This window comes from Capnocytophaga cynodegmi DSM 19736 (genome assembly GCF_000379185.1).
Lineage (GTDB): Bacteria > Bacteroidota > Bacteroidia > Flavobacteriales > Flavobacteriaceae > Capnocytophaga > Capnocytophaga cynodegmi.
Genome location: NZ_KB900728.1, coordinates 1 through 8,093 on the forward strand (window position 1 = coordinate 1; position 8,093 = coordinate 8,093).

The following is an 8,093-nucleotide window of genomic DNA, read 5'->3' on the forward strand; positions in this document are numbered from 1 at the left end:
ACTCCTCATAATTAAAAATATTCTCGATATCTAACCTTTTATACTCTTCTATGGAATCGGCTACTGTCATTTTAAGATTGATGTTTTCAATGTTTGGCAAAGGTAGGGTTTTGGTTTTAATAAATAAAATCATCAGGAAGATTGGTGGAAGATGTGTATGAAATAAGTGAAAGTTGTATATTTGGGCGACTTTCTTAGAGTTAGAGTTTGTATATAGAATTTTTTTAAAACACTGAAAATGTGTAATATATAATTAATGTTTAGTTTTCTTAAAGGTAGCTTGAGGATTTTTACTAGGTAATTATTCTAATAAAAACAGACTATAAGTATCGTAAATATTCAAAAATCAATACCTTTGCGTCGGCTATATAGCTTTGGTAAAGTCTGAAAGTTTAATCAATAACTTCATATTTATGGATGAAAAAAGTAAACTATTGGAACTGAAAAAGAAGTTGTCAGAGGAGATTCTTAAGGAAAATTCTGATAACAATCTTGTTATTTCCCTATCTAATGAAATAGCCAATTTAGATAATTCCGCTATAAGATTTTCCGTTGATGCAGGTATTATAAATAGGTTAGGAAAAGAACTTGTAGGTAGGCAAGAAACAGCAGTTTCGGAACTTATAAAAAATTCATATGACGCTGATGCTACTATAGTTAATTTAATTTTTGAAAATGCATGGAATAAAGGAGGAACTTTAATAATTGAGGATGATGGACATGGGATGAGCAGAGAACAATTAGTAAATGGTTTTATGCGATTATCTTCTTCGGATAAAATTCATAATCCTATTTCTGAAAAATATAAACGTCAAAAAGCGGGAAAAAAAGGAATTGGTAGATTTGCAACACAGCGTTTGGGAAATAAATTAACAATTATTACTCAAACAGTCCAATCTCAAAAGGCATTGAAAGTAATTATTAATTGGGATGATTTCGAAACAGATAAAAATTTATTGACTATTTCCAATTCGATAGAATCGATTTCTAAAACTAAAAGCAATGGTACAATATTGATAATTGAAGGACTTAGAGAAGGTTGGTCTGATGCGATGATTAAACGCATCTATCGGTATACTTCTGAATTATTACAGCCATTTCCTCTTTCAAAAAAGAAAAAAGAAGAAAAACTGAATTCCATTGATAAAGGATTTAAAAGTAACTATTATAGAAATGATAATGGAAATTTAGTTGTAATCGTAGATGAAGAGAAAGCAATTTTTCAACATGCTTTAGCAGAGATAGAAGGTTATGTCTTGAGTGATGGTCAAGGATGTTGGGCTTTGAAAAGTGATAAATTAAATTTTCCACAAGAAGTATTTCCGATAGGAAATAATGACAAAGATAAGGAGGATACCTCCAAACCATTCAATTTAATTAAAGGAGTACATTTTAAAGCATATTACTATATTTTTGACTCCTCTTTATTTGCACCAGGAACTATGACATTTATCCGAGAATTGCTTTTTGAAAAAGGAGGCATTAGATTATATCGTAATGGATTTCGTGTTCTCCCTTACGGTGAACCTTTTGATGATTGGCTAGGTTTGGATAAATCAAATAATAGAAATATTATTTTAGCTCAGCATACTAATAGAAATTTCTTTGGATTTGTAGAACTTGTTGACCAATCTAATAATTTTGAAGAAACTTCGAGTAGAGAAGGAATAATAGAAAATGAATATTTGAATGAGTTAGTTAATTTTGTTTATCGTTCATTGATTAGTGCTGTTATGAAAGTACAATCATTAAGAGGTAGAAAAGTAAAAGCTTCACAAAAAGGATATAAAAACAGTCCATCAGAAAATGTTGATAACGCTATCAACGAAATGAAGGAATTGATAATACCTTCTGTGAACGCGAGAGGTGTAAGTCAAAGTTTCTCAAATCCAGAAGAACAAAAGAAAAAAGTAGAAGACATATTTGAAAAAATAAAACAAGCAAGAGAAGAAGAAAAAGCAAAAAATCAAGAACTAATAGATGAAGTAAATATGCTTCGAATATTAGCGGGTTTAGGTTTGGTCATTGGAGAATTCGTCCATGAAGTTCAACGATTTTTACCAGGCTTTGATGCTGATATTCGCTTTCTTAAAAACGCAGTCAAAGATTATAAGGATATCTATGAAAGAACTGAGCTACTAGAAGCAAATGTAAAATCTTTTAGCACATATACCTCATATTTTGATAAAACAATTTCAAGAAATGTCCATAGAGAATTAGAACCTATAGAATTGAGAGATGTGGTTAGAAATTTTGAAACAGTTATTTCCAATGATTTGAAAAGAGCGTCAATAGAAATGCTTCCAACCAAATATGAAGGATACGATTTGTTTACAATACCTATGCATCCATCAGAGTGGGCTTCAATATTATTTAACTTATATACTAATTCAAAAAAAGCTATCAAACGAGCAAAATCCCAAGGCAAAATTTTTATACGATGTGGAAAGAATGACAAGGTAGTTTTTTTAGAATTCTCAGATAATGGAGATGGAATTAATAAAGAAAATGAAGAGAATATATTCAATGCATTTTATACTACATCTACAATCTCTAACCATACTGCTGATGAAGCTATAGCACTTACAGGAACAGGTTTAGGTTTAAAGATTGTAAGGGATATAATTGAGTTTTATGATGGGGAGATATATGTTTCAACTCCTACTGATGATTATAATACGACAATAAGAATAGAGATACCTAAAAATTAAGATAAATAGAATATGTCAGTACCTAAATACATATATATAGATGATGAAAATGATGGCTCAATAACATCATTAATAAATGGCTTCAATGATACGGGCTTAATAGAAGTAAATCCACTTCCAATAGAAAAAGGGTTAAGTTTTTCTGATTTAGAATCAAAAATAAGACAAAAAATAACTGATGAAAGCTATGATGGACTATTAATTGACCTGAGATTAGATGGGGGTGGACCAAATGATTTACAATATAGTGCTATATCTATAAGCTCAGAATTAAGGACGATTTGCGCGAGAAAAGATCTAAAATCATTTCCAATTGTACTATGCTCCACTTTAGAAAAGATTAAAGAAACTTATAAATCAGATAAAACAAGTCATGATTTATTTGACTACTCTTTCAGAAAATCAGAAAATCCAGACTATGAACGCTTTTCAAAAAAACTAAAAGCATTAGCTGAGGGGTATAAAACATTACCTTTTAATGCAGATTCTCTAGATGAAATATTTCAAAGACAAGATTTAAAAAATTTAGACCAAAGGATTTTCGAGCGTTTTTATAATCAAGATATAATTGTGCCATATGATTTTGCACATTTCACTGTAAAAACGCTTTTTCATTGCACTAATCCTTTGATTAAAGAAACTGTTTTAGCAGCGAGACTTGGCGTAAATATTGAAGAAAGCGGAACTCATTGGACAGAACTATTATCAAAATTTGAAAATTATAAATACAAAGGTTTGTTTTCAGGTGGTTGGAATAGATGGTGGGCTGATTTATTAAATATGAAGTTAAAAGAGATTTCGGGAAAAAACTTCTCATTTTTAAAAGCTGAAGAAAGAGTTGATTTTCTAAAAGAAACTTTTGGAGTTGATGGCATAGTTGCAGCAAAGCCTACAATGCACAATACAAGCAGTGAATTTTGGACTATTTGCGAGGCTACTAAACTTCCTTTAGACCCATTAGAAGGATTTAAAGTGAAATTATCACACGAATTGAAATCATGGCAAGAGCCTAAATACATGTCTCTGTATGCGATATTAGAAAGAAAAGGCTCAGATAAAGGTATTGAGCCACACTATACAGAATTAGAAAGAATTGAGGAACTCAAAAGAAACTTGTAAAGTATGGCTGTAAGTAGTAAGAATATGAGTTTCAGAAATAAAAGAGCCGGAGACCTGAGGCAATTAAGCAATTTATTGTTTAGAGTAGTTGGTGGAGATGTTACAACATCAGTGTTAGAGACCGTAATTTCTCAACTACAAAATAAAGATTTTATCCCAAAATTGAAAGATGGTTCTACAGATGAGAGTATTTGGGGATATGATGTTGAAAACTTTAGTATGCCATTAAATACATTGAGCCATGTAAAACCTCAAGATATTATCAGAGGTGAAGTTATTTTGAATATGAAGTTGCGTGCTAAGATTGAGCATTGGAATACATTAAACGATCCCTTTACTGAATTAGCATTTAATGTTATGATAAGAGGTGTTGGAAAAAAAAGTTATCATTTTGGATTTCATATTGATAAACATATTAGCAAATCAGGTACTAAAGAGCCACATCCAATATATCATTTACAATACGATTTTAACCCAACTAAGTCCAACAACCCTGATTTGGGGGATTTATTCTATATTGATACTCCTAGGATAATGCATAAACCTATTGATTTTATTTTAGGAATTGGTTTTCTTACTTCTAACTTTTACCCTATTGCATTTGAAATTCTGAAAGACGAAAGAGTATTTATTAATTTGCAAAGAGACTATCAAGGTGCTATCTGGAAGCCTTATTTCCATACTTTGGCTAACAAGTGGAAACCCTTTACAGAAACTAATATAGTTTGGAATCCTATTGATGAAATTTGTCCTATTTTTATATGAAAAACTTATTCAGATACTTAAAAAATTACTCATCTCAACCATTAAAGGTTGATAGACTTATTGTATCTGCTTTTTTGAAAATTAATAAAATTAATGTTGTAGAGAATATTTTTTTACTAGAATATTTCATCTCTGAAAATGAAATTGAAGAATGGAATAGTTTAAATAAATTTATCGAAATTATAAAAGAGGAAATAGGTACTTTTGATATTGAAAGATTAATCGAACTTTTTGAATTTGTTATCTCACCTTCAGACAGAATTATAAATGGAGCAATTTATACCCCAACAGAAATTAGGGAATATATTGTTTCCCAAATTTTTTTAAATAAAAAAAATAATCTTGATTCAGTAAAAATAGTGGATATTGCCTGTGGATGTTCAGGATTTTTGTACACTGCTGCTAAAGAACTAAAAAGACGGACAGGGAAAACTTATAAGTTTATATTCGAAAATCAAATTTTCGGGTTGGATATTCAAGATTATTCTGTAACTCGTAGTAAGTTACTATTGAGCTTATTAGCATTATCGGATGGTGAAGATATTGAAGAGTTTCACTTTAATATCCATCAAGGAGATGCTCTAATTTTTGATTGGAATAAAGTGATTAAAAATTATAATGGGTTTGATATTGTGGTAGGAAATCCACCTTATGTTTGTGCAAGGAATTTAGCCGATGAGGTTAAGGATAATCTGAAAAATTGGGTTGTTTGTACTTCAGGAAATCCTGATCTGTATATTCCTTTCTTTCAGATTGGATATGAAAACTTAGCTAAAAATGGGATTCTTGGCTATATTACAATGAATACTTTTTTCAAAAGCTTAAATGGTAGAGCGTTGAGAAGTTATTTTGAAAACAATAAAGTAGCTATGAAAATCATTGATTTTGGCACTATGCAAATTTTTAAATCAAAAAGTACCTATACTTGTATTTGTTTTATCGAGAAGAAAAAAGGCAGCTATGTTGAATATTACAAATCAGAACACAAAGAACTTCCTATAGAGACAAAGCAATACAGCAAAATTTCATATAAAAATCTTGATGCAAAAAAAGGTTGGAATCTTAATAATAATAGAATTATTTCCAAAATAGAATCGATAGGTATTCCTTTTGGTGAAAAATACAAAACAAGACACGGTATTGCAACTTTAAGAAATGATCTCTATATATTTAAGCCCATTTATGAAGATAAAGACTTTTATTATCTCCAAAATGGAAGTATACACCCAATAGAAAAAGGAATTTGTAAGGATATTTTAAACTCTAACAAATTAAGCCGAGAGGTAAATTTTGAAGAAGTCAAAGAGAAAGTAATATTTCCATATAATGATTCGAAAAAACCAAAAGCTCTCGAAGAAGAAATTTTGAAAGAAAAGTTTCCTTCTGCCTATCAATATTTAAGGAAAAAGAAGGAAGAGTTGGCAAAAAGAGATAAAGGGAAAGGAAAATATGAACAATGGTTTGCCTTTGGAAGGACTCAATCATTGGAGAAAGTTGCAAATAAATTATTTTTTCCAAAATTTTCAGATAAAACGCCTAATTATCTCATAAGTAATGATGATAACTTACTTTTTTATAACGGACAAGCAATAATTGGGCATTCTGAAGAAGAAATGTTATTTGCTAAAAAAATATTAGAATCCCGTTTATTTTGGTATTATATCAAAACTACGAGTAAACCCTATTCATCATCATATTACTCACTAAATGGAACTTACATTAGGAATTTTGGCATTCCAGAGTTTACCGAAAATGATATACATTTTATTATCAATGAATCTAACCAAAAAACTATTGATGATTTGCTAGAGGATTATTACGGCATACAGTTAGACGAATTAACAATTACGGAATAGTTTGGAAAACTCTTAGCAAAGTTTCCAACAAAAGCTCTCATATATTCAACAAAAGACAGATTAAATACTTTATAAACTGCTAATGTCCAATTCATTAGTGATACGTTAGACTATTTTGGATTACATTCCTACTTTGGAAGAATACGAAGTCCCTATTGAAGAAATTGATTTGATGGAATTCTAACCGATTTCGACGAAGATCTAGGGTTCGATTATAATTATCATATCCGTTAACAAGGCTTATGGTGAGGTAAAATAAACATCGAAAAAATTAATTTTTTACTTATATAGACATTTATTGTGAAAATAAATACACTTCAACTTGTTTATTTTGACAAATACCGTAACTTTGCAAAATAAAGCGTTTAAAATTATATTTATATAATTAATAGTATATAAAATGTAAAAATAAGCATATTTAATAATGTTTGTTTTTACAATAATGAAGTAGATAAGAGAAAATATGCAAAAATCAGGACTTATACCTACACCGAGAATTATAGAGCGATTGCAATACGAAAACCCTTGGTGGTCGAGCCAAAGGATTCCCGATTTATATAAAAATATGTCGAAAAGGTTGTATTTCGATTTGTTTTATCCCTTTGTAACAGAGCAGGATATTCGCCGTGCAGTAGTACTTATGGGACCCCGTAGGGTAGGAAAAACCGTGATGATGTACCACGCCATAGACCAACTGATTGAAGAGAGGGTAAATCCGCAAAGAATATTTTTTGTGGGGATAGACAACCCTATTTACATTCATCTGAGTCTGCAAGATATTTTAGAGCTGTGTAAAGAGGCTTTGAAAATAGAGCATTTAAAAGGCTGCTATGTGTTTTTCGATGAAATTCAATACCTAAAAGATTGGGAACGCCATCTTAAAGTGTTGGTGGACATTTATCCCGAAACTAAATTTGTCGTTTCTGGTTCGGCAGCAGCAGCACTCCGTTGGCACAGCACAGAGAGTGGAGCAGGAAGATTTACCGATTTTATGTTGCCTCCGCTCACATTTCAAGAGTTTATTCACTTAAAAAATAAAAATCATCTTATCCGAGAAGATGTTATTCAATACGGCGGACAATCAATTCCTTATCATCTTCCTTTAAATATAAATGAATTGAATGAAGAATTCCAGCAGTATCTCAATTTTGGCGGTTATCCTGAAGTGGTTCTCTCTGAAAAGATTCAGAAAGATATGGGACGGTATGTGAAAAACGATATTGTGGATAAGGTGTTGTTGCGAGACTTGCCGAGTTTGTACGGCATCAAGGATGTTCAGGAACTGAACCGATTTTTTACCTACATTGCGTACAACACGGGCAACGAATTTTCTTTCGAAAAAATGTCCAAAGAAAGTGGCATACAGAAAGAAACACTCAAGAGATATTTGGAATACCTCGAAGCGGCTTTTCTTATCAAGGTGCTTAATAAGGTGGATATCAATGCCAAGAGGTTGAAACGAATAATGAGTTTTAAGATTTATTTGACCAATCCGTCGCTTCGTACGGCTTTATTTTCTCCCATAAAAGCCATTGATGATGAAATGGGAAATATGGTAGAAACCGCCGTTTTGTCGCAGTGGATGCACAGAGAAAATTTAGCCCTGACCTATGCTCGTTGGAAAGACGGCAGAAAAGAAGGC

5 protein-coding genes are annotated in these 8,093 nt (G+C 31.1%); all 5 read left to right on the top strand.

Features of this window, described 5'->3' with window-relative positions; translation table 11 throughout:
- The first annotated feature begins 413 nt into the window (after positions 1-413).
- A complete protein-coding gene (locus YW9_RS0108570) occupies positions 414-2,711 on the top strand; it encodes an ATP-binding protein (RefSeq protein ID WP_018279765.1) in 2,298 nt (765 codons plus the stop codon).
- Between the two features lie 12 nt (positions 2,712-2,723).
- Positions 2,724-3,830 (top strand): hypothetical protein, encoded by a 1,107-nt coding sequence (locus YW9_RS0108575; RefSeq protein WP_018279766.1) that lies wholly within the window; start codon positions 2,724-2,726, stop codon positions 3,828-3,830.
- Between the two features lie 3 nt (positions 3,831-3,833).
- Positions 3,834-4,595 (top strand): hypothetical protein, encoded by a 762-nt coding sequence (locus YW9_RS0108580; RefSeq protein WP_018279767.1) that lies wholly within the window; start codon positions 3,834-3,836, stop codon positions 4,593-4,595.
- Entirely contained in the window at positions 4,592-6,451 is a 1,860-nt protein-coding gene (locus YW9_RS0108585) for an Eco57I restriction-modification methylase domain-containing protein (protein ID WP_018279768.1), read from the top strand. The genes YW9_RS0108580 and YW9_RS0108585 overlap by 4 nt, the downstream gene beginning before the upstream one ends.
- 463 nt (positions 6,452-6,914) lie before the next feature.
- A partial coding sequence (locus tag YW9_RS0108590; protein ID WP_018279769.1) for an ATP-binding protein occupies positions 6,915-8,093 on the top strand: 1,179 nt, incomplete at its 3' end.

Bases quoted from the DNA above. Each gene is read 5' to 3' on its own strand.
- YW9_RS0108585 (WP_018279768.1), top strand. From the start codon at position 4,592: ATGAAAAACTTATTCAGATACTTAAAAAATTACTCATCTCAACCATTA.
- YW9_RS0108570 (WP_018279765.1), top strand. From the start codon at position 414: ATGGATGAAAAAAGTAAACTATTGGAACTGAAAAAGAAGTTGTCAGAG.
- YW9_RS0108575 (WP_018279766.1), top strand. From the start codon at position 2,724: ATGTCAGTACCTAAATACATATATATAGATGATGAAAATGATGGCTCA.
- YW9_RS0108580 (WP_018279767.1), top strand. From the start codon at position 3,834: ATGGCTGTAAGTAGTAAGAATATGAGTTTCAGAAATAAAAGAGCCGGA.